General features: G+C 69.5%; 16 protein-coding genes and 1 tRNA gene. 13 read left to right on the top strand and 4 right to left on the bottom strand.

What is annotated here, in order from left to right; translation table 11 throughout:
* Positions 1-91: 91 nt before the first annotated feature.
* The 9 genes from ACZ6SD_RS01855 to ACZ6SD_RS01815 all read left to right on the top strand — a co-directional run bounded on the left by ACZ6SD_RS01855 (position 92) and on the right by ACZ6SD_RS01815 (position 12,636).
* Entirely contained in the window at positions 92-2,776 is a 2,685-nt protein-coding gene (locus ACZ6SD_RS01855) for an MGH1-like glycoside hydrolase domain-containing protein (RefSeq protein WP_465314985.1), read from the top strand.
* A 128-nt stretch (positions 2,777-2,904) separates the two neighbouring features.
* Entirely contained in the window at positions 2,905-3,732 is an 828-nt protein-coding gene (locus tag ACZ6SD_RS01850; RefSeq protein WP_465314984.1) for an ABC transporter substrate-binding protein, read from the top strand.
* A 6-nt stretch (positions 3,733-3,738) separates the two neighbouring features.
* Entirely contained in the window at positions 3,739-4,572 is an 834-nt protein-coding gene (locus ACZ6SD_RS01845; RefSeq protein ID WP_465314983.1) for an amino acid ABC transporter permease, read from the top strand.
* Complete coding sequence (locus ACZ6SD_RS01840) at positions 4,569-5,336, top strand: amino acid ABC transporter ATP-binding protein (protein ID WP_465314982.1); 768 nt, start codon at positions 4,569-4,571, stop codon at positions 5,334-5,336. Before ACZ6SD_RS01845 ends, ACZ6SD_RS01840 begins: the two co-directional genes overlap by 4 nt.
* Before the next feature lie 21 nt (positions 5,337-5,357).
* On the top strand, positions 5,358-7,595 hold the full coding sequence (locus ACZ6SD_RS01835) for a hypothetical protein (RefSeq protein ID WP_465314981.1): 2,238 nt from the start codon (positions 5,358-5,360) through the stop codon (positions 7,593-7,595).
* A gap of 77 nt (positions 7,596-7,672) precedes the next feature.
* The gene (locus ACZ6SD_RS01830) at positions 7,673-8,128 is read left to right on the top strand and encodes an SRPBCC family protein (protein WP_465314980.1); all 456 of its coding nucleotides are present in this window, start codon (positions 7,673-7,675) and stop codon (positions 8,126-8,128) included.
* 303 nt (positions 8,129-8,431) lie between these two features.
* Positions 8,432-10,273, top strand: a complete 1,842-nt coding sequence (locus tag ACZ6SD_RS01825) for an NHL domain-containing thioredoxin family protein (protein ID WP_465314979.1) — start codon at positions 8,432-8,434, stop codon at positions 10,271-10,273.
* Between the two features lie 183 nt (positions 10,274-10,456).
* Positions 10,457-10,750, top strand: a complete 294-nt coding sequence (locus ACZ6SD_RS01820) for a GroES family chaperonin (RefSeq protein WP_465315238.1) — start codon at positions 10,457-10,459, stop codon at positions 10,748-10,750.
* A gap of 14 nt (positions 10,751-10,764) precedes the next feature.
* The gene (locus ACZ6SD_RS01815; RefSeq protein WP_465314978.1) at positions 10,765-12,636 is read left to right on the top strand and encodes a VanW family protein; all 1,872 of its coding nucleotides are present in this window, start codon (positions 10,765-10,767) and stop codon (positions 12,634-12,636) included.
* Between the two features lie 182 nt (positions 12,637-12,818).
* On the opposite strand, the gene ACZ6SD_RS01810 is transcribed toward ACZ6SD_RS01815, so the two are convergent.
* From ACZ6SD_RS01810 to ACZ6SD_RS01800, 3 genes are all read right to left on the bottom strand, one after another.
* Positions 12,819-13,106, bottom strand: coding sequence for a GlsB/YeaQ/YmgE family stress response membrane protein (locus ACZ6SD_RS01810; protein ID WP_465314977.1), 288 nt, complete (start codon positions 13,104-13,106; stop codon positions 12,819-12,821).
* Between the two features lie 203 nt (positions 13,107-13,309).
* The gene (locus tag ACZ6SD_RS01805; RefSeq protein WP_465314976.1) at positions 13,310-15,142 is read right to left on the bottom strand and encodes an acyl-CoA dehydrogenase; all 1,833 of its coding nucleotides are present in this window, start codon (positions 15,140-15,142) and stop codon (positions 13,310-13,312) included.
* Between the two features lie 146 nt (positions 15,143-15,288).
* A complete protein-coding gene (locus ACZ6SD_RS01800; protein WP_465314975.1) occupies positions 15,289-16,026 on the bottom strand; it encodes a LuxR C-terminal-related transcriptional regulator in 738 nt (245 codons plus the stop codon).
* A gap of 330 nt (positions 16,027-16,356) precedes the next feature.
* Between ACZ6SD_RS01800 and ACZ6SD_RS01795 the strand changes: the two genes are divergently transcribed.
* The 3 genes from ACZ6SD_RS01795 to ACZ6SD_RS01785 are packed head-to-tail and all read left to right on the top strand — an operon-like array spanning position 16,357 to position 18,866.
* On the top strand, positions 16,357-16,815 hold the full coding sequence (locus tag ACZ6SD_RS01795) for a DUF4304 domain-containing protein (RefSeq protein ID WP_465314974.1): 459 nt from the start codon (positions 16,357-16,359) through the stop codon (positions 16,813-16,815).
* Between the two features lie 5 nt (positions 16,816-16,820).
* Positions 16,821-17,930, top strand: coding sequence for a DNA adenine methylase (locus ACZ6SD_RS01790; protein WP_465314973.1), 1,110 nt, complete (start codon positions 16,821-16,823; stop codon positions 17,928-17,930).
* Positions 17,931-17,981: 51 nt separating this feature from the next.
* A complete protein-coding gene (locus ACZ6SD_RS01785) occupies positions 17,982-18,866 on the top strand; it encodes a glycosyltransferase family 2 protein (protein WP_465314972.1) in 885 nt (294 codons plus the stop codon).
* Positions 18,867-18,926: 60 nt separating this feature from the next.
* Here the strand turns inward: ACZ6SD_RS01785 and ACZ6SD_RS01780 are convergent.
* Positions 18,927-18,997: transfer RNA gene (locus ACZ6SD_RS01780), tRNA-Gly, on the bottom strand.
* Positions 18,998-19,076: 79 nt separating this feature from the next.
* Here ACZ6SD_RS01780 and dcd point away from each other — a divergent pair.
* Entirely contained in the window at positions 19,077-19,661 is a 585-nt protein-coding gene (gene dcd, locus ACZ6SD_RS01775) for a dCTP deaminase (RefSeq protein ID WP_465314971.1), read from the top strand.
* Positions 19,662-19,668: the final 7 nt, after the last annotated feature.

The raw sequence follows: 19,668 nt of genomic DNA, 5'->3' as shown, positions 1-19,668 counted from the left end.
CCGACCGTGGCTGTGCGTGCCCGAGGATACGGCAGTCGCGTGATCCGAGGTGCGGTTTCCTCGAAAAGGGGATTCGACCACACTGGGGCGGGTGAGCGAGCACGAGCGGTTGGCCGAGTCCCCGTCCGCGGAGTCGCCGTGGCGGCTGTGGGGGCCGTATTTGGCCGCGCGGCAGTGGGGGACGGTTCGCGAGGATTACTCGGGGAATGGGGACGCTTGGGGGTACTTCTCGTTCGACCAGGCTCGGATGCGGGTGTACCGGTGGGGTGAGGACGGGATCGCGGGGATCTGCGACCGGCATGGGTTTCTCAACTTCAGTCTGGCGTTGTGGAACGGGCAGGACGAGATCCTCAAGGAGCGGTACTTCGGGTTGGCGAACTCCGAGGGCAACCACGGTGAGGACGTCAAGGAGCACTGGTGGATCACCGATGGCACGCCGACGCACTCGTGGATGAGGGTGCTCTACCGGTACCCGCAGCGGGCGTTTCCGTACGCGCGGCTGCGGGAGTTGGCCGCGCACGCGGGGCGGGACCAGCGGGAGCCGGAGCTGTCGGACACGGGGGTGCTCGACGGCGACCGGTTCTTTGACGTGCGGGTCACCTACGCCAAGGCCGCGCCGGACGACATCTGTGTGGAGATCGAGGCGACCAACCACGGGCCGACGGCGGCTCCGCTGCATCTGTTGCCGCAGTTGTGGTTCCGCAACACGTGGTCGTGGGGGCGGGACGCGCGGCGGCCCGCGCTGATCGGGTCCACTGTGGATGGTTGGCCGCGGGTGGTCGCCGAGCACGCGCTGTTGGGGCGGTACACGGCGCATTTCGACGGCGCGCCAACGCTTCTGGTCACCGACAACGAGACCGACGAGGCGCAGTTGTTCGGGCGGGCGGTGAATCCCAGCCGGTACACCAAAGCGGGGATCGGCGACCACGTCGTCGAGGGCAGAACCGATGTGTGCCAGGTGGTTCCGGCCGGAGGCGCGTCGCAGCCGGGGACGAAAGCCGCGGCCTGGTACCGCTTCGACTCCGTCGCGCCGGGTGAGTCGGTCACGGTCCGGGTGCGGCTGGTCGCGGGCGACGGGCACGGCAGCGCGTTCGGGTCGACGTTCGCTTCCACTATGGCGCAACGGGAACACGACGCGGACGAGTTCTACGCCGACGTGGTCCCCGACATCTCGCCTGAGGAGAAGAAGGTGGCGCGGCGGGCGTTCGCGGGTCTGCTGTGGACAAAGCAGCACTACCGGTTCCGGGTGCGCGAGTGGCTGGAGGGCGACCCGGCGCACCCGCCGTCGCCGCACGAGCGGCAGGGCCCGCACGCGCGCAACGCGCACTGGAAGCACATGGACGTCGCCGACGTGCTGTCCATGCCCGACGAGTGGGAGTACCCGTGGTTCGCCGCGTGGGACCTGGCGTTCCACATGGTTCCGTTCGCCCTGGTCGACCCGGCGTTTGCCAAGGACCAGCTGCTGCTGCTGTGCCGGGAATGGCTGATGCACCCGGACGGGCAGCTTCCCGCATATGAGTGGGAGTTCGGCGACGTGAACCCGCCGGTGCACGCGTGGGCGACGTTGCAGGTGTACCGCGCCGAGCAGGAGGCCACCGGCAGCGGCGACCGGGTGTTCCTGGCCCGGGTGTTCCACAAGCTGCTGCTGAACTTCTCGTGGTGGGTCAACCGCAAGGACCCCGGCGGCAACTACCTGTTCGAGGGCGGCTTCCTCGGCATGGACAACATCGGCCCGGTCAACCGGTCGGCCCCGCTGGCGGGCGGGTGGCGGTTCGAGCAGTCCGACGCGACGTCGTGGATGGCCACGTACGCGTTGCACCTCATGCAGATCGCGCTGGAGCTGGCCCGCCACGACGAGGCGTACGAGGACGTGGCCACGAAGTTCGTGGAGCACTTCCTGAGCATCGCGCAGGCGTCGACGCATTTCGGCTCGGCGCGGCGGCCGATCTGGGACGAGGAGGACGGGTTCTGCTACGACCTGGTCTCCCGCACCCTCGACGGCGGCCACGTCGAGGCGCAGCCGGTTCGGGTGCGGTCGATGGTGGGGCTGATCCCGGTCCTGGCCTGCGCGCAACTGGAGCCGTGGGTGTTCGCCGAGCTGCCCGGTTTCGCGGGCAGGCTCAACTACCTGCTGCGCCGCCAGCCCGAGTTCGGCCAGTTCCTGACCTGGCACACCGGCGCGGACGGCGAGCGCAGCGCGCTGCTGTCGCTGTTGGACGACCGCAAGCTGCGCCGGGTGCTGAGCCGCATGTTCGATGAGGCGGAGTTCCTGTCCCCGCACGGCATCCGGTCGCTGTCCGCCGCGCACCGCGGCGGCTTGGAGGTGGAGATCGCGGGCGCGCCGCACCGGATCGAGTACGAGCCAGGCGAGTCGCGCACGGCGATGTTCGGCGGCAACTCCAACTGGCGCGGGCCGGTGTGGTTCCCGACGAACGCGCTGCTGGTGCAGGCGCTGTGCGCGCTCGACGCGTTCCACCACGGCGCGGTCACGGTGGAGTTGCCCACCGGCTCGGGCAACCGGGTGACCGCCGGTGAAGCCGCTCGTGATCTCTCCCGCAGGCTCGCGGCGTTGTTCCTGCCTGGGCCGGATGGCGCAAGGCCTGCCGACGGCAAGCGGATCGAGGCCACCGACTCGCCGCTGTGGCGCGAGCATGTGACGTTCAGCGAGTATTTCGATGGGGACACGGGTGAGGGCCTCGGCGCCGCCCACCAGACCGGGTGGACAGCCCTGGTCGCCGTGCTTCTTGCCGGATGGCCCGGTATGCGCGGGAAATAGTCCGCCCGCGTCACCAACACGCGACAAATACGCCGCATCCCTGTGACAAATGGGCGAAGAGTGCACAGCCCGCGCTCCCGGTGGCAGGATGCGGACACTCGAACCGAGACGACTCAAGGAGTGACACCGTGGCGCGACGATCCAAGCTGAAGGTGCTCGCCCTGCTGCCCGCGCTGGCCCTGGCGGTCGCGGCCTGCGGAAGCACCACCGACAGCGGACCCACCAGCGGAAACACCGCGCCCGGGGTCACGCTGGTCGAGGCGGGCAAGCTCAAGACCTGCACGAACCTGCCGTACCCGCCGTTCCAGTTCACCCAGGGCGGCAAGACGGTCGGGTTCGACGTCGACCTGCTCGACCTCGTCGCGGGCAAGGTCGGCGCGAAACAGGAAATCGTCGACATCCAGTTCGACGTCATCAAGAGCGGCGCCGCCCTCAACTCGAACAAGTGCGACGTGGCCGCCGCGGGCATGACGATCACCGACGAGCGCAAGCAGAACCTGGACTTCTCCAACCCCTACATGGACGAGGTCATCGCCCTGCTGGTGCCCAAGGGCTCCGGCATCACCAGCCTCGACCAGGTCAAGGACAAGAAACTCGGCGTGCAGAAGGCCACCACCAGCCTCGACTACGCCACTGAGAAGGGCTTCACGCCGACCGAGTTCGAGGACTCCGGCAAGCAGTTGCAGGCGTTCCAGTCCGGCCAGGTCGACGTGGTGCTGCAGGACCTGCCGGTGGTCAACGAGTGGCTCAAGAAGCAGGGCCTCAGCGACAAGTACGAGATCGGCGCGGAGATCGAGACCGGCGCCCAGTACGGCTTCGCGGTGAAGAAGGGCGGCAACGGCGAGCTGCTCAAGACGATCAACGACGCCCTGGGCGCGGCCATCGCCGACGGCACCTGGGCGCGGCTGTACGAGCAGTGGATGGGCTCGAAGCCCAAGTCCACGCCGGGCAAGTAAGCGTCCATGGCCGACACGACACCGCGGGCTGAGGCGGTCCCCCGGGCCCGCCTCAGCCCGCGCAAACGCCAGCGCATCAGCCGCGGCATCCAGTACGCCGTCTTCGCCGCCGCGGTCGCCGCGGTCGGCTTCGGCGCCGACTGGGCGTCGCTGGCCGAGTACTTCGCCGACCTCGACGTCGCCAAGGAGGCGTTCCCCGAGCTCATCACGGTGGCGCTGAAGAACACCGTCATCTACACGCTCTCGGCGTACGTGGTCGGGTTCGTCCTCGGGCTCATAGTCGCGCTCATGCGGCTGTCGTCGGTCGCGGTGTACCGCGGCGTGGCGCTGGTCTACATCGAGGTCTTCCGCGGCTTGCCCGCCCTGGTGGTGTTCCTGATCTTCGGGTTCGGCCTGCCGGTGGCGTTCCCCGGCCTGGAGTTCCCGTTCGAGCAGTACGGCACGGTCGCCGTCGCGCTGGGCTTGGTCGCCGCGGCGTACATGGCCGAGACGTTCCGCGCGGGCATCCAGGCGGTGCCCAACGGGCAGATGGAAGCGGCCCGGTCGCTGGGGATGCCGAAAACCAGGGCGATGGTGTCGATCATCATCCCGCAGGCGCTGCGGGTGGTGATCCCGCCGCTGACCAACGAGCTGATCCTGCTGTTCAAGGACTCGTCGCTGGTGTTCGTCCTGGGGGTCACGTCGCTGACGACCGAGCTGTCCAAGTTCGGCGGCGACCTCGCCGCCGAGCACGCCGACTCGACCCCGCTGGTGCTCGCGGGCGCGACCTACCTGGTGATCACGGTGCCGCTCGGCTACGTGGTCCGGCGCCTGGAAGCCAAGCAACGGAAGGCGAGGTGACGTCCGTGGCCCCCGCGGTCAAGATCGTCGGCCTGCACAAGTCGTTCGGGGACCTGACGGTCCTCAAGGGCATCGACGCGACCGTCGAGCCCGGTGACGTCGTGTGTGTCATCGGGCCGTCCGGCTCGGGCAAGTCGACGCTGCTGCGCTGCGTGAACCTGCTGGAGGAACCCGACGAGGGCAAGGTGATCGTTGACGGCGTCGAGCTGACCGACCCCGACGTCGACATCGACGCGGCCCGCCGCCGGGTCGGCATGGTGTTCCAGCAGTTCAACCTGTTCCCGCACCTGACCGTCCTGGACAACCTGACCATCGCGCAGCGCAAGGTCCTGCGCCGGGGCAAGGCCGAGGCGGAGGCGGTCGCCTTCGAGAACCTGGAGAAGGTCGGCGTCGCGGACAAGGCCCGCGTCTTCCCGGCCAAGCTGTCCGGCGGGCAGCAGCAGCGGGTCGCCATCGCCCGCGCGCTGTCGATGAACCCGCGGGTCATGCTGTTTGACGAGCCGACGTCCGCGCTCGACCCGGAACTCGTCGGCGACGTGCTCGGGGTCATGCGCACCCTCGCCGACGAGGGCATGACGATGCTGGTGGTCACCCACGAGATGCAGTTCGCGCGGGAGGTCGCCGACAAGGTCCTGTTCATGGACGGCGGCGTCATCGTGGAGGAGGGGCCAGCGGCGCGGGTCATCAGCGACCCGAGGCACGAGCGGACTAAGACGTTCCTGCGGCGCGTCCTCGACCCGACCCACCAGGACCCCACCGGGTAGCTTCTCGGGTAGGGGGGACCGATGGCAGGCAAGGAAACCAAGGAAGTCGCGGACGAGCCCGCTGACGGCGTGCTCGACCCGCGCGCGCCGAACCCGCCTTCGTGGGCGCGGATGCCCGCCGCCGACGTCGTGCGCCGCGCCGCCGAACCGGACAGCGGCGGCGTGCTGCGCAGGCGCAAACCCAGCATCGCCCCGGTCGTCCGCGTCACAGACCGGTACCTCGTCGGCCCGCTCGACCTGCGCGCAGTGGAGTTCCCCTACCTGCTGGAGTTCGAGCGCTGCCGGTTCGAGCAGCCCCCGGACCTGCGGCAGGCCCGGCTCGCGGGCGTCGAGTTCCGCGACTGCTGGCTGCCTGGCCTGCAAGGACGCAACCTGCGCAGCGACAACGACGTGCGACTGGTCGCGGGCACCGTCGTGCGCGGCACGGTCGACCTGACCGACGGGGAGATCCACGGGTCGCTGGTGCTGCGCGACAGCACCCTGACCGCCGTGGACGGCCCGGCGCTGCACGCGGACCGGCTGCACCTGGTGGGCGCGCTGCTGGCGGCAGGCCTTGAGGCGCACGGCGAAATCCGCATCGCGGGCCTACGCAGCGGCGGCAACGTCAACTTCGCGGGCGCGCTGCTGGACAACCCGAGCGGCCTGGCCATGAACGGCAACGGGCTGCACGTCGGCGGGAACCTGCACTTCACGACGGACCCGCGCACGGGGGCCGCGTTCCGCAGCGTCGGCCAGGTGTTCCTGCCCAGCGCCCGCGTCGACAGCGACTTCTCCCTGCGCGGCGCGCAACTCTCGCCGCGCCCGGAGCGCTTCCGCCCGACGCCGCCGGACGACCCGTTCTTCGACCCCAACGCCACCCTGGTCGCCGACCGGTCCAAAGTGGACGGCAATGTCAGCCTCGACCTCGGGTTCGTCAGCACCGGCACCGTCCGGATCGTCAACGCGCACATCGGCGGCTCGCTGCGCCTGGCGCACGCCCGGATCGACCTGTCCGGCGGGCGGGAGCCGTTCGTCGAGCGGGTCGGCTCCGGCCCAGCGCCGCCCGGTCCGTACCCCGACCGGGCGCTGCACCTGGACGGCACCGAGGTCCGCGGCGGCATCGACGCCCGCGACATGCGGGTGGCAGGCCAGACGCGGCTGGTGGACATGCAGGTGCAGGGCAGCGTCCTGCTCGACCGCGCGGTCCTGAGCAACCGAGGCGGCGACGCGTTGGAAGGGCGCCGGTTCGCAGTGGGCGGCAACCTCGACGGCCGCGCGCTGCTGGTGTTCGGCTCGGTCCTGCTGCCCGGCGCGAAAATCGGCTCCAACCTCGACCTGCGCGGCAGCCGCCTGGTCGCCCCGGGCCGCTACCCGCGCGACAAGTCCCCCAAGCCCTCGCTGGACCTGCGCGTCGCCCACATCGGCCGCGACCTGGTCTGCGCGGACGGCGACGAGCCGTTCTCCGCGCACGGCGAGGTCCGCATCCGCCGCGCCGTGGTGAGCCGGGAGCTGAACTTCCACGGCGCCGAACTGGGCAACGGCCGCAACGTGGTGGCCCTCAACGCGTTCGGCGTGCAGACCCAGGAGCTGCGGCTCGACGTCGGCGCCCCGCCCCGCGGCCGCGTCGACCTGCGGCACCTGCGCTGCGCGTCCCTGTCGGACAACGAGCGCTTCTGGGACGCCCAGGGCCGCATCGAGCTGGAGGACTTCCGCTACGACGCCCTGGCCACCCCGATCGAACTGGACGACGACACCGAGGTCATGCGCCGCCTGCGCTGGCTGCGGCAGGGGATGCGCGAGCGCTACCGCCCCGGCCCGTACGACCAGTTCGCCGCCATGCTGCGCGCCTGCGGCAACGAGGAGCACGCGGCCACGGTCCTGGTCGAGAAGCAGCGGCGGCGGTACGTCGCGCTGGCCGAGGGCGCCCGGCTCGCGCGGCCCGGCATCCAGGTGTGGAGCTGGTTGCAGCGGTGGATGGTCGGGTACGGCTACCGGCCGACCCGGGCACTGGCGTGGCTGATCGCGTTCCTGGTGCTCGGCACGGTGTGGTTCGCGCTGATTCCCCGGCCGCACGAGGCCAACTCCGACGACCACCTGGTGTGGAACCCGGTGCTGTACACGCTGGACCTGCTGGTCCCGATCGTGGACTTCGGCCACAAGAACAAGTGGACGGTGCCCGGCGCGTCCCAGTGGATCTCGGCCGCGTTCATCGCCCTAGGCTGGATTTTGGCGACCACGGTGGCCGCGGGCGTCAGCCGGATGCTGCGCCGGACGTCGTGAATGATCCCCTGTTTTCCCTACCGTCAGTAGGCTACTTTCGGTAGGTCTCGCCGCCGAGTCCAGAGGAGCGTCCCCCGATGCAGCCAGACGCGCACGCCCAGATCGACGTGGCCGCCCCAGCCGAACGCGTGTACGCGCTGGTCAGCGACCTGCCCGGGCTGGCAACCCTGTCGGAGGAGTTCCAGCGCGGCAACTGGCTCGGCGGCGTCACGGAAGCGAAGGTGGGCGCCCGCTTCCGCGGCGCCAACCGCCGCGGCATCCGCTGGTGGTCCACGGTCTCCACGGTGACCGACGCCGACCCGACCCGGTTCGCCTTCGACGTGCGCTCCCTCGGGCTGCCGGTGTCGCGCTGGCAGTACGACATCGAGCCCACCGACACCGGCTGCCGGGTCACCGAGAGCACCTGGGACCGCAGGCCCGCCTGGTACCGCCCCATCACCATCCTCGCCACCGGCGTCAGCGACCGCTCGACCGAGAACCAGCGCAACATCGAACGCACCCTCGCCCGCCTGAAGCAGGCCGCCGAGTCCTAGCTGTCCCCGCGCGCCCCGGGCCGTCGATTCACCGTCGGCTCTGTCGCCAGCCGCCGGTCTTGCCGCAGGCCTCAGGGGACGACTTCACCGCCGTAATCTTCTGACCCCCTTCCCTTCCACCAGCAACTCGTGCTCGCCGTGAACGTCTTCGACCTCAGGGCGAACCTGCCGGGCAAGCCGCCTGCTCCCCAGAGTGACCCCATGGCGGTCGTCGTCGCCACCCTCTGATGAGCCCTGTGGACAACTTCGCCAGCCTGTGGACAACTGGAATCACCGGTGCGCCGAATCCGGTTGACTGTCCACATGACTTCTCTGATGCGGGGCCGGGTGCGTGCGGCCGAGCTGGTCGGTCGTGGCTGGCTGAACACCGGGGGCAGGGATCTGCACCTCGGCGACTTCCGGGGCAAGGTCCTGCTTCTGGATTTCTGGACGTTCTGCTGCATCAACTGCTTGCACGTCCTCGATGAGCTGCGTCCCGTCGAGGCCGAGTTCGCTGATGTGCTGGTCACCGTGGGGGTGCATTCGCCGAAGTTCGCGCATGAGGCCGACGCGGAGGCGCTGCGGGCGGCGGTTGAGCGGTATGACGTGCACCATCCGGTGCTGGACGATCCGGATCTGACCACCTGGCAGGCGTATGCCGTCAAGGCGTGGCCGACGTTGGTCGTCATCGATCCCGAGGGCTACGTCGTGCACGTCGCCGCTGGGGAGGGGCATGCTGAGGCGCTTCGGCGGGTGGTTCGCGAGGTGGTGGCCGAGCACGACGCGAAGGGGACGTTGCATCGGGGGGACGGGCCGTATGTGCCGCCGGTTCCGGTGGAGACCGAGTTGCGTTTCCCCGCGAAGGCGGTGGCGACCAACAACGGCACGGTGCTCGTCGCGGACACCGCGCATCACCGGGTCGTGGAGATCGACGGTGAGAGCGTCGTCAGGGCGTACGGCACCGGGGAGCGGGGCAGGCGAGACGGTGTCGAGGCGACCTTCTCCGAGCCGTCCGGGATCGCGATCCTGCCCTTGGCCGTCGCTAAGCGGGTCGGGTATCACCTGGTGGTCGCCGACACGGTCAATCACCTCTTGCGCGGCATCAACACCGACACGGGCGCCGTGACGACCGTCGCGGGCACCGGCACGCAGTGGCGCGACGGCCCGACCGACGGCCCGGCGCTCACCATCGACCTCACCAGCCCGTGGGACGTCGTCTGGTGGGAGCGCGCGGGCGGCGTCGTCATCGCCATGGCGGGCAACCACACGCTCGGATTGTTCGACCCGCTTGCCGACACGGTCCGGCGCTTCGCGGGCACCACGGTCGAGGGGCTGCACGACGGGCCCGCCGAGGAGGCGTTCTTCGCGCAGACCTCCGGGCTGGCCGCGGCCGGGGACCGGCTCTGGCTGGTCGACTCCGAGACGTCCGCGTTGCGGTGGGTCGAGCCGGGACAGGCGGGTTTCACCGTCCACACCGCGGTCGGCGCTGGCCTGTTCGACTTCGGCCACCGCGACGGCCCGGCAGACCAGGCTCTGCTCCAGCACCCGCTCGGGGTGACAGTGCTGGCCGATGGCGCGGTCGCGGTCGCCGACACCTACAACGGCGCCATCCGCCGCTATGACCCGGCGACGCGGGAGGTCACGACCCTGGCCACCGGGTTGGCCGAGCCGTCCGGGGCCGCGCTGGTCGACGGCGAACTCGTGGTCGTCGCCTCCGCCGCGCACCGGCTGGAGCGGCCGGTCGCCGCGGCGCACCTGGTCGCGGGGGCCGCCCACCAGGTCCGCAGGCCGCAGGCGGAGGTCGCGGCGGGGACGGTCGACTTGGTCGTGGTGTTCGCCCCGCCGCCGGGGCAGAAGCTTGACGACCGGTGGGGCCCCTCGACCCGCCTTGAGGTCACCGCGTCGCCGCCGCACCTGCTCGTCGATGGCGCGGGCGTCGGCGCCGATCTGGCCCGGACGCTGGTCCTCGCCGCCGACGTGCCCGAAGGCGTCCTGCACGTCGTCGCCCAGGCGGCCAGTTGCGACGACGACGGCAGCGAGCACGCCGCGTGCCACCTCACCCGGCAGGACTGGGGCGTTCCCGTCCGCGTCACCGAGACCGGCGACCGGCGGCTCCCGTTGGTGATGGGCGGACTGGACGACCAGCCCGCCGCGCCAAACGGGTGACGCGGCCCCCGGTCGTGTCATGATGGAACGGAGTCGACCGCGGCGACCACGGTCGATGCGGTTTCGGAATTGACGGTGGGCGCCGATGAGTCTCACGGAAATCGGACACCCAGCACGGCCTCATCCGCCGCGCGAGCAGGCGGTTACCATTCCTCAGTGCCGGAACCGAAGCTCGAAATCCAGATGCTGCACGATCGGGTTCTCGTGCGGCTCACCCCGGAAGAGGGGGAACGGCGCAGCACCGGCGGGATCGTCATTCCGGCGACCGCCCAGATGGCCAAGCGGCTGGCGTGGGGGGACGTGCACGGAGTGGGCGCGGGAGTGCGCACCGTGAAGGTCGCCGACCGGGTGCTGTTCAATCCCGAGGACCAGTACGAGGTCGAGGTCCACGGGCAGACCTACCTGGTGATGCGCGAGCGGGACGTGCACGCCATCGCCAGTGAGCGCATCGAGCAGGGCACCGGGTTGTACTTGTGAGGGAAAGGTGAGTCGTGCCGGACGACCCCAACTGGCCGGGTGAGCACAGATGGCCCGAGTCGCACGCCGAGCAGACCGATCTGCTGCCTCGGGTGCCCCCTTCGGGGAACTCGTGGGACGTCGAGACCGAGCGGTTCGCGCCGTCGTCCGGGACCCTGCCGGTCCCCGATGACGAGCCGGAGAAGGGCAGGAGCCTGCGCAAGCCCGCGATCATCGCGGGCGCGGTCGTCGGCGCTCTCGCCCTGCTCTACGGCCTCGATCTGGTCCTCAGCGGCGGCGAGGTGCCGCGCGGGGTGACCGTCGCCGGGGTCGAGGTCGGCGGGCTGGCCCACGACGAGGCCGAGCGGCGGCTGCGGGAGCAGATCGAGCCGAGGCTCACCCAGCCGGTGACGCTGCGGGCGGGCACGGTCGAGGAGAAGCTGGACCCGACCAAGGCCGGGCTCAAGCTCGACTGGGACGCCACGCTCGCCCAGGCGGGCGACCAGCCGCTGAACCCGTTCACCCGGATCAGCTCGCTGTTCAGCAGCCGCGAGGTCGGCGTGGTCACCGGCACCGACGACGCCGGGCTCACCGCGGCCGTCGAGCGGTTGCGGGCCTCGGCGGCCCGCACGCCGGTCGAGGGCGGCATCACCTTCGACGGCGCCACCCCGGTCGCCGTCGAGCCGGTGCCCGGCCAGGAACTCGACGTGGCGCGGGCGCGGCAGGTCATCGTGGACGGGTGGGTGCGCGGCGAGGCGCTGGACCTGCCGGTCACCACGACGCCGGTCAAGACCACCAGTGAGGGGGTCCGGGCCGCGTTCGACCAGGTCGCGAAGGTCGCCGTGTCCGCGCCGGTGATCGTCAAGGGCGAGGGCAAGGACGCGACCATCAAGCCCGAGGTCATCGCGGGCGCGCTCAGCTTCGAGCCGGTGGACGGCGGAGCGCTCAACCCCAAGATCGACGTGGGCAAGATCGTCGCCGCGGTGCAGCCGCAGCTCGCGTCCACCGAGAAGGAGGGCAAGGACGCGCAGGTCGTGTTCGAGGGCGGCCAGCCGACCGTGAGCCCGTCCGAGGACGGCATGGGCATCAAGTACGACACCGCGTTCGCGAACCTGTTGGACGTGGTGAAGAAGACCGAGGGCCGCGAGATCAAGGTCGAGTACACCAAGAAGCCCGCGAAGGTGACCACCGAGCAGGCCAACCAGCTCGGCATCAAGGAGGTCATCGGCGAGTTCAGCACCAAGGGCTTCGCCGCCGACTCCGGGGTCAACATCCGCACGGTGGCCGAGAAGGTCAACGGCGCCATCGTGAAGCCGAACGAGACGTTCAGCCTGAACGGGTTCACCGGCCCGCGCACCGCCGCGCAGGGGTACGTCGAGGCGGGCGTGATCAAGGAGGGCGCGCCGGGCCGGGAGGTCGGCGGCGGCATCTCGCAGTTCGCGACGACGCTCTACAACGCGGCGTACTTCGCGGGCCTCAAGGACGCCGGGCACAAGGAGCACAGCTACTACATCAGCCGCTACCCGCCCGCCCGGGAAGCGACGGTCTTCCAGAACCACGACGGCAGCAGCGTCATCGACCTCAAGTTCACCAACGACGCCCCGACCGGCGTGGCCATCCAGACGATCTGGACGCCGCAGTCGATCACGGTGCGGATCTGGGGCACGAAGCGCTACACCGTCGAGTCGGTGCCCGGCGGCCGCAGCGCCGAGACCCCGCCGCACGAGAAGCCGGGGCCCACCACGGGCAAGTGCTCGCCGAGCAACGGCTCGCCGGGCTTCACCACCTCCGACACCCGGATCCTGCGGGACGCGGCCACCGGCCGGGAGGTCCGCCGCGACACCCGCACGGTCAAGTACAACCCCCAGCCCAAGATCGTCTGCCCGGCGCCGCCCCCGGGTGGCTGACCGGCGAGTAGAAGACGCACGAGTCGAACGACCACGGCGCGCGGAACCACACGGCAGGCCCCGGACTTCCGGGCCTGCCGTTTTCCGTGTGGCGGGCCGGGAGGCGGCCGAGGTGGGCGGCCGGGTGTTCGCCGCGCCGGTTCGGCGCGGTTTGGTCAGCGTGCGCATCGCTTCGCCTGGCCTCAATGCCGCGCCGTTTGGCCGCCTTTGGCTTTCGCATAGAGCCCCGCGACAAGGGTCACCGCGATCACGGCGACGATCACTTGGAGCACTATCTCCAGGAAATCGATTCCGGAGGTCTTGTCCCAGCCGAACGGCTTGGCGAGCAAGGTGCCGATGAAGGCGGCGATGATGCCGGTGATAATCGTCAGCCACCAGGGAATCTTCTGTTGGCCAGGCGCGATGGCCCGACCCACGACGCCGAGGATCGCCCCGACGATGATCGCGCTGAAAATGCCTCCGATGCCCATATCGGCTCCTTGATCTTCGATCATTCGACCCACGGGTCTCCAGCCTCGCACCGGATGTTTCATCGCGCTCGCCAATGACACTTCCTTGGCAATAGCATCACTCGATTAGGGGGCGCGATCCCGGGTGACAGGGAGCGGACAGACGCGAACGGCGGCGGTCCCGAAGTGGGACCGCCGCCGTTATCGCGCTTGTGGGAACCGGCTTAGAACACCGACTCGTCGGCGTCCATCAGGTCGTTGTCCGCCGACTCAACGATCTTGCGGGCCGCGGAAAGCTCCGGGAGGACGTTCTTGGCGAAGAACGCCGCCGCCACGACCTTGCCCTCGTAGAAGCCCTTGTCCTTGGCGCTGACGCCCTCGTCCAGCCGGGCGATGGCGATCTCGGCCTGGCGCTGCAGCAGCCAGCCCACCACCAGATCGCCCGCGGCCATCAGCAGCCGGACGCTGTGCTGGCCGACCTTGTAGATGTTGCGCGGGTCTTCCTGGGAGGAGGTCAGGTACCCGATGAGCGCGCCCAGGATGCCCTGGACGTCCTCCAGCGCCTGCTTGAGCAGCGCGCGCTCCTGCTTGAGCCGCCCGTTGCCGCCCTCGGCCTCGATGAACTTGGTGATCTCGCCCGCGAGGAACGCCAGGCCCTGGCCCTTGTCCCGGACGATCTTGCGGAAGAAGAAGTCCAGCGACTGGATCGCGGTGGTGCCCTCGTACAGCGAGTCGATCTTGGCGTCGCGGATGTACTGCTCGATCGGGTAGTCCTGCAGGAAGCCGGAGCCGCCGAAGGTCTGCAGCGACTGCACCAGCTGCTCGGTGGCCCGCTCGGAGCCGACGCCCTTGACGATGGGCAGCAGCAGGTCGTTGACCCGCTCGGCCAGCTTGGTGGCCGCCTCGTCGCCCTCCTGGGTCCAGACCTGGTCCTGGAAGGTCGCGTTGTAGAGGTAGACCGCGCGCAGGCCCTCGGCGTAGCACTTCTGCAGCATGAGGCTGCGGCGCACGTCCGGGTGGTGGGTGATGGTGACCCGGGGGGCGGCCTTGTCGAGCATGTTCGGCAGGTCGGCGCCCTGGACGCGCTCCTTGGCGTAGTCCAGCGCGTTGAGGTAGCCGGTGGACAGGGTGGCGATGGCCTTGGTGCCGACCATCATCCGGGCGTACTCGATGACCTGGAACATCTGCGCGATGCCGTCGTGCACCTCGCCGAGCAGCCAGCCCTTGGCCGGGGTGCCGTGCTGGCCGAAGGTCAGCTCGCAGGTCGTGGAGACCTTCAGGCCCATCTTGTGCTCGACGTTGGTGACGAAGGCGCCGTTGCGCTCGCCCAGCTCGCCGGTCTCGGAGTCGAAGTGGAACTTCGGCACCAGGAACAGGCTCAGGCCCTTGGTGCCCGGGCCGTGGCCCTCGGGGCGGGCCAGCACCAGGTGCATGATGTTCTCGGTCAGGTCCTGGTCGCCGGAGGTGATGAACCGCTTCACCCCGTCGATGTGCCAGGAGCCGTCCTCCTGCTTGACCGCCTTGGTGCGCCCGGCGCCGACGTCGGAACCGGCGTCCGGCTCGGTCAGCACCATGGTCGCGCCCCACGCGCGGTCGATCATGATCTGCGCCCAGCGCTTCTGCTCTTCCGTGCCGTTCTTGTGCACGATCATGGCGAAGTTGGGGCCAGCCATGTACATGAACAGCGCCGGGTTCGCGCCCAGGATCAGCTCCGCCGCCGCCCACTGCACGGTCGGCGGGAGGCCGAAGCCGCCCAGCTCGTTGGGCAGGCCCAGGCGCCACCACTCGCCGTCCCAGAGCGCCTTGTAGGACTTCTTGAACGACTCGGGCAGGGTCGCGCTGAAGGTCTTGGGGTCGTAGACGGGCGGGTTGCGGTCCGCGTCGGCGAAGGACTCCGCCAGCGGGCCGACCGCCAGGTTGTTCAGCTCGGCGAGCACGCCGCGCGCGGTGTCCTCGTCCGACTCCGCCAAGACGCCCTTGCCCAAGCGATCCTGGACCTTGAACACCTCGAAGAGGTTGAACTCCAGATCGCGGACGTTGCTCTTGTAGTGACCCATCTCGTTGCTCCGTGTCCTCACGCTGATGCGGGTAGGCCGCCCGCGAGCAGAGTTCTGCTACTCACCGGTAACAAGCAGTCTATTACCCACCGGTAACTTCAGCAAGGAAACGGCGCGGGATCACTCACATGTCTGAGTGGTTCCGCTCACGTGCCGGTGCGCGGCTGCGGCCGAACGGGTGGCACCAGCGGCTCCGACGACGGAATCAGCACACCGGACCGGAACGCCACCGCGACCGCGTGCGTGCGGTCCCGGGCGGCGAGCTTGCGCAAGATGCTCTTGACGTGCGTGCGCACGGTCTCCACCGAGACGTAGAGGATCTTCGCGATCGCCTGGTTCTCCAGCCCGTCGGCGATGAGCTGTAAGACCTGGAACTCCCGCCGCGACAGCGGCTGCTGCGTGCTGTCGGGCACCCGCACGAGCTTGCCGCGCGGAGCCGCGACGATCTGCGCCAACGACGGATCGATGTAGCGGCGCGTGTCGTGCGCGGCCCGGATCGCCTCGATGAGCTGCGGCGGCTCCACCGAGCGCGGCAGCACCCCGTGCACCCCCGAGGCGATCGCGCTGGCCACGTACTGCGTCGTCCGATGCGCGTCGCGCACCAGGACCAGCACGATCCCGCCCGGGTTGCCGGTGGCCAGCATTCCGCTGAGGTGGTTGCGCGGGTCGAGCCCGGAATCGATGAGCACGACATTCGGCCGGTACCGCTCGGCGAACTGCAGGGCGCCCTGCGGCGTGTCGGTCGCGCCCAACCAGCGCAAACCCGGTGTTCGCATGATCAACGCGGACAGGCCCTCGCGGAATAGCGGCACCCCGTCGACGAGCGCGACAGTCGGGCCGTACGGTCTGCCGAACGTGGCCCGATGGTCGATAGTGCGTGGCATCGTGCTCCTCCAGTCTCCCGTACTGCGACGACCGGGCTCCCCTCTCGTGACGTCCTCCTGCGGGTTTCGGACCAAATCCCCCACGCGGGTGACACGGGGGCTGATGTGTGATCCGGGTTACATACATCGTCCTCTGTCGTGCGGCGATGTCCAGCCCGTCGCGGGAACTGGCAGGTGGCGGCGGGAATATTTCGGGACTGTCGGTGGTCGCAGCTAAAGTCGAGATGACCGCGCGGTGACCGGTCGGATGCCCAGCGTGGGGAAAGTCGGGCGGGGAAAGCTGGGCGGACGGCGCGGCCGGGCCGTGACGCGGTCGGACAGGGGGGCGACGTGGAAGCGGGCGCGGTGCGCAATGCGGACGAGTGGTTTCGGCTCATGGTCGAGACCGACCTCGCCCCTGGCCTGCGGGCCCTGGGGTTCTCCGGCAGCGGCCGCCGCTACCGGCTGACCCAGGACGCGCACGTCGGGCAGGTGTCGATCCTCCAGTCCAGCCGGGGCGCGCCGGAGTCGACCCGGTTCACCCTCGTGCTGAGCGTCACCGCCACCGACGAGTGGTCCGCCCAGTTACGCATCCGGCCCTACCTGCGCGCGGCGGGCCACCCGGGCACCGGCTGGCAGGAGCGCATCGGCAACCTGATCCGCGTCGGCGGCGGAACCCCGATCGGCGACCTCTGGTGGAACGTCGAAGCCGGGAAGCCGTTCCGCACGCTGGCCAACGAGGTCCTGACCGCGGTCCGCGAGTTCGGCCTGCCCGCCCTGGTCGACCAGATCCGCGCCCGTGTGAACTGAAAGCCATGCCGGTGGCCGAGGAGAACCCCGACTACCTGCGGTCGCAACTGGTCACCTACCTCGGCAACAAGCGCAACCTGCTCGGCCCGATCGACGCGGTCGTGCGCGGCCTCCGGGACCGGATGGGCCGCGGCCTGCGGGTCCTCGACGCCTTCTCCGGGACCGGCGTCGTCTCCCGGGTCCTCAAACAGCACGCGTCGGAGATCATCGCCAACGACATCGAGGACTACGCCCGCGCGGTAAGCGAGTGCTACCTGACTAACGCGAGCGAGGTAAACCACGTCGAACTGGCCGCTCTTGTGGACGACCTGAACCGCAAAGTCGACCAGTCCCCGGTGGAGGGATTCATCCGCAGGCTCTACTCCCCCCGCGACGACAACGACATCCAGCCCGGCGAGCGCGTCTTCTACACCGCGGCCAACGCCGCCCGGCTCGACGGGTACGCGTCCCTGATCCAGCAGGTCGACCCGGCCGTCCGCGCGCTGCTGCTCGGGCCGCTGCTGTCGGCGGCCTCGATCCACGCGAACACCGCGGGCGTGTTCAAAGGCTTCTACAAGAACCGGGAGACCGGGGTCGGCCACTTCGGCGGCCGGACCAACGAGGCGCTGTCCAGAATCAAGGGCGAGATTCGCTTACGACCGCCGGTGCTCAGCAATTTCGACTGCGCCCGGCAAGTACGCCAACAACACGCCAACACGCTCCCCGAATCCGTCGGCGAGATCGACCTGGCCTATATCGACCCGCCGTACAACCAGCACCCGTACGGCTCCAACTACTTCATGCTCAACCTGCTCACCACCTACCGTGAGCCAGAGCGAATCAGCCCGGTCTCCGGCATCCCCGCCGACTGGCGGCGCTCCCCGTACAACATCCGCCGCGCCGCCCCCGCCCTGCTGGCCGACCTGGTCACCCGGCTCCCCGCCCGGCACCTGCTGCTGTCGTTCAACGACGAAGGCTTCATCACACCAGCGGAAATCCACGAAATCCTCCGCCCGGTCGGCGCCGTCACCGAGTTCACCACCCAGTACAACGCCTATCGGGGAAGCCGAAACCTGCGCACCCGCAATATCCATGTCACCGAGCACCTGTACCTGGTGGACAAGGACGTTTATTAGCGTGGCACAATCGCGGCTGTTCACTGCGGGCGCACAAGGAGCAAGCTGCCGATGATTTCGCTGGACGTCCTCACGCCCTACCACGGCGACCCCGAATACCTGTACCGGGCCGTCGACAGCGTCCGCGCCCTGGAGGACACCGACTGGCGCATGACGATCGTCGAGGACTGCTACCCCGGCGGCGAGGCCGTCCAGCGCCGCATCGAGGCCATCGGCGACGACCGCATCCGCTACCTGCGCAACGAGAAGAACCTCGGCGTCGCGGGCAACAAGCACCGCACCATCCGCGAAGCCACCCGCGAGTACTTCACGGTTCTGGATGCGGACGACCTCATGCTGCCCACCTACGGCAAGCAGATCGCCGCCCTCATCGCCCGCCGCCCCGACGCCGCCCTCCTCCAACCGGCCGTCGAGGTCATCGACGAACGCGACGTCCCCCACCTCCCCCTGCCGGACCGGGTGAAAAGCTGGGCCAGGCCCACCACCCCCGACGGCATCCTCTCCGGCGAGACGGCGGTGGCCAGCCTCCTACGCGGCAACTGGCTCTACACCCCCGCCCTCACCTACCGCCGCGACCTCGCCCAAGACTTGGTCGAGCGCCCCGAGAGCGACGCCGTCCACGACCTGGCCATGGTCGTGGACATCCTCCTGCGCGGCGGCACCCTGGTCCTCGGCACCGAGGTTGCCTTCCGCTACCGCAGGCACAAGCAAAGCCACTCCAGCACCGTCGCCCGCAGCGGCGAACGCTTCGCCCAGGAACGCGCCTACTTCATCGACATGGAATCCGAACTCCGCACCCGCGGTTGGCACAAGGCCGCCGCCGCCGCCCGCCACCGAGTCTTCTCCCGCCTCAACGCCCTCAGCCAACTCCCCGGCGCCGCCTCAGCTCGCCAAACCGACACCGTCCGTTCCCTGCTGCGCCACGCGTTGAGCTGATTCCAGGGAAAAAGAAAATGGGTTGCCACCGCTGCCGGTGACAACCCATTTCGCGTTCCGAGCGGATGACGGGAATCGAACCCGCGTATTCAGCTTGGGAAGCTGATGTTCTACCATTGAACTACATCCGCATGATCACGCCAGAACGGTCATAGCTTACACGGACCGGCCGAGGGCGTCACCGGGTGGGGGCGCGGCTATGGTGGGGCTGTGCTGCTGAGCGATCGTGACCTGCGGAAAGAACTGGACTCGGGGCGGCTGGGGGTGGAGCCGTTCGAGCCGTTGATGGTGCAGCCGTCGAGTCTGGATGTGCGGTTGGACCGGTTCTTCCGGGTGTTCAACAACACTCGGTACACGCATATCGATCCTCGGCAGCAGCAGGACGACCTGACGTCGCTGGTGGAGGCGGATGGGGATGAGCCGTTCGTGCTGCACCCGGGGGAGTTCGTGCTGGGGTCGACGTTCGAGTCGGTGACGTTGCCGGATGATCTGGCTGGGCGGCTGGAGGGGAAGTCGTCGCTGGGGCGGTTGGGGTTGTTGACGCACTCGACAGCCGGGTTCATCGACCCGGGGTTCACCGGGCACATCACCCTGGAGCTGTCGAACGTGGCGAACCTGCCGATCACGCTGTGGCCGGGGATGAAGATTGGGCAGCTGTGCCTGTTCCGGCTCAGTTCCTCGGCCGAGTTCCCCTACGGCTCGAAGGAAGCCGGGTCCCGCTACCAGGGGCAGCGGGGGCCGACGCCGTCCCGCGCCTACCTGAACTTCCACCGGGTCGACACCACGCGTCGCTGAGAGTTCA

This window comes from Actinokineospora sp. NPDC051303 (assembly GCF_055586285.1).
This window is presented reverse-complemented; position numbering and strand designations above follow the sequence as displayed.

Excerpts from the sequence above, each read along its gene's own strand:
- ACZ6SD_RS01845 (WP_465314983.1), top strand. The coding sequence starts at position 3,739 with ATGGCCGACACGACACCGCGGGCTGAGGCGGTCCCCCGGGCCCGCCTC.
- ACZ6SD_RS01835 (WP_465314981.1), top strand. The coding sequence starts at position 5,358 with ATGGCAGGCAAGGAAACCAAGGAAGTCGCGGACGAGCCCGCTGACGGC.
- ACZ6SD_RS01830 (WP_465314980.1), top strand. The coding sequence starts at position 7,673 with ATGCAGCCAGACGCGCACGCCCAGATCGACGTGGCCGCCCCAGCCGAA.
- ACZ6SD_RS01825 (WP_465314979.1), top strand. The coding sequence starts at position 8,432 with ATGACTTCTCTGATGCGGGGCCGGGTGCGTGCGGCCGAGCTGGTCGGT.
- ACZ6SD_RS01820 (WP_465315238.1), top strand. The coding sequence starts at position 10,457 with ATGCTGCACGATCGGGTTCTCGTGCGGCTCACCCCGGAAGAGGGGGAA.
- ACZ6SD_RS01810 (WP_465314977.1), bottom strand. The coding sequence starts at position 13,106 with ATGGGCATCGGAGGCATTTTCAGCGCGATCATCGTCGGGGCGATCCTC.
- ACZ6SD_RS01805 (WP_465314976.1), bottom strand. The coding sequence starts at position 15,142 with ATGGGTCACTACAAGAGCAACGTCCGCGATCTGGAGTTCAACCTCTTC.
- ACZ6SD_RS01800 (WP_465314975.1), bottom strand. The coding sequence starts at position 16,026 with ATGCCACGCACTATCGACCATCGGGCCACGTTCGGCAGACCGTACGGC.
- ACZ6SD_RS01790 (WP_465314973.1), top strand. The coding sequence starts at position 16,821 with ATGCCGGTGGCCGAGGAGAACCCCGACTACCTGCGGTCGCAACTGGTC.
- ACZ6SD_RS01785 (WP_465314972.1), top strand. The coding sequence starts at position 17,982 with ATGATTTCGCTGGACGTCCTCACGCCCTACCACGGCGACCCCGAATAC.